General features: G+C 66.8%; 1 pseudogene. It reads left to right on the plus strand.

Annotation, left to right across the window (positions count from 1 at the left end):
- Window positions 1-85 precede the first annotated feature (85 nt).
- Window positions 86-2168: pseudogene (gene mfd / locus I6U14_RS09390) on the plus strand (transcription-repair coupling factor); the annotation flags it as partial.

A 2168-nucleotide genomic window follows, 5' to 3' on the forward strand; every position in this document is an offset into this window, starting at 1 on the left:
TCGTATGTCAACCTCTCTGTTGCGCGGCATGTCAGGATTGGTATAAGAGACAGAGCCCCGGGCCCGGCCGGACACCGAGGCGAGCCTCGCCGTCATCACCGAGACCCAGCTCTACGGCGGGCGGGTGCGGCAGGGGCGCCGGCGCAAGCAGAAGGCCCGCGACGGCGAGGCGGTGGTCCGTAACCTGACGGAGCTGCACGAGGGCGCCCCGGTGGTGCACGAGGAGCACGGCGTCGGCCGGTTCTTGGGGCTCCAGAGCCTGGAGGTGGGCGGCGAGACGACAGAGTTTCTGGCGTTGGAGTACGCCAAGGGGGACAAGCTCTATGTGCCGGTGAGCTCCCTGCACCTGATCTCCCGCTACACCGGCGCCGCCCCGGAGCATGCGCCGCTGCACCGCCTGGGCAGCGACCAATGGGACAAGATCAAGCGCAAGGCGGCGCAGAAGGCCCACGACGTGGCCGCCGAGCTTTTGGACATCTACGCCCGCCGCGCCGCCCGCCAGGGCGTCGCCTTCCCGGACCCGGGCGCCGAGTACCAGGCCTTCGCGAGCGCCTTCGAGTTCGAGGAGACCCCGGACCAGCAACGCGCCATCGAGGCCATCATGGCCGACATGGCCAAGCCGAAGCCCATGGACCGGGTGGTCTGCGGCGACGTGGGCTTCGGCAAGACGGAGGTGGCCATGCGCGCGGCCTTCGTCGCCGTGAGCGCCGGCAAGCAGGTGGCGGTGCTGGTACCCACCACACTGCTCGCGCAGCAGCACTACCAGAACTTCGCCGACAGATTCGCAGACTGGCCCATCAAGGTGGAGAGCCTGTCGCGCTTTCAGAACCAGAAGGAGACCAAGGCCATTCAGGACGGCATTGCCGCCGGCACCGTGGACATCGTCGTCGGCACCCACAAGCTGCTCCAGGGCAACACGAAGTTCAAGAACTTGGGCCTCACCATCATCGACGAAGAGCACCGCTTCGGCGTGCGGCACAAAGAGCAGCTCAAGAACCTACGCGCCGAAGTGGACGTGCTGACGCTCACCGCCACGCCCATCCCGCGCACGCTCAACATGGCCATGTCCGGCATGCGCGATCTCTCCATCATCGCCACACCGCCGGTGGAGCGCCACCCCATCAAGACCTTCGTCTCACCCTGGAACGACGGCCTGATCCAGGAGGCCTGCCAGCGCGAGATCGCCCGCGGCGGGCAGGTCTATTTCCTGCACAACGAGGTGGAGACCATCGAGAACATGGCGCAGAAGGTCGAGGCCCTGGTGCCGAGCGCCCGGGTCGAGTACGCCCACGGCCAGATGCGCGAGAAGGAGCTGGAGCGGGTGATGCGGGACTTCTATCACCGCCGCTTCAACGTGCTGGTGTGCACCACCATCGTGGAGTCCGGCATCGACGTACCGAGCGCCAACACCATCGTCATCAACCGCGCCGACAAGCTGGGCTTGGCGCAGCTGCATCAGCTGCGCGGGCGGGTTGGGCGCTCCCATCACCGCGCCTATGCCTATCTCATCACCCCGCCCGCCAAGACGATGACCGAGGACGCCAAAAAGCGCCTGGAGGCCATCGAGTCGCTCGAAGACCTGGGCGCAGGCTTCACCCTGGCGACCCATGATCTCGAAATCCGCGGCGCCGGCGAGCTGCTCGGCGAGGAGCAATCGGGCCAGATCCATGAGATCGGATTCACCCTCTACATGGATCTGCTGGAGCGCGCCGTGCAGGCGCTCAAGGCCGGCCGCACCCCCGAGCTGGACCGCCCGCTGGACCACGGCGCCGAGATCGACCTTGGCCTCCCGGCGCTGCTGCCCGACGACTACCTACCGGACGTGCACACGCGGCTGGTCACCTATAAGCGCATCGCCAGCGCCGAGACGCCCGCCGAGCTCAAGGACCTCAAGGTCGAAATGATCGACCGCTTCGGCTTGCTGCCAGAGCCCACCGAGCACCTCTTCGCCATCACGGCGCTCAAGCTCAAGGTGCAGCCGCTCGGCATCAAGAAACTTGAAGCCGGCCCCAAAGGCGGGCGCATCGTCTTCGGCGAGCAGCCGAACATCGACCACATGAAGCTCATCCAGCTCGTGCAGTCACGCCCCAAGGACTACAAGCTGGATCAAGCCGCCGGGGCGCTCCGGTTCAACATGGACATGGCCGACCCCGCCAAGCGCGTGGCGC

It is taken from the genome of Thiohalocapsa sp. (assembly GCF_019695415.1).
Classification (GTDB): Bacteria; Pseudomonadota; Gammaproteobacteria; order Chromatiales; family Chromatiaceae; genus Thiohalocapsa.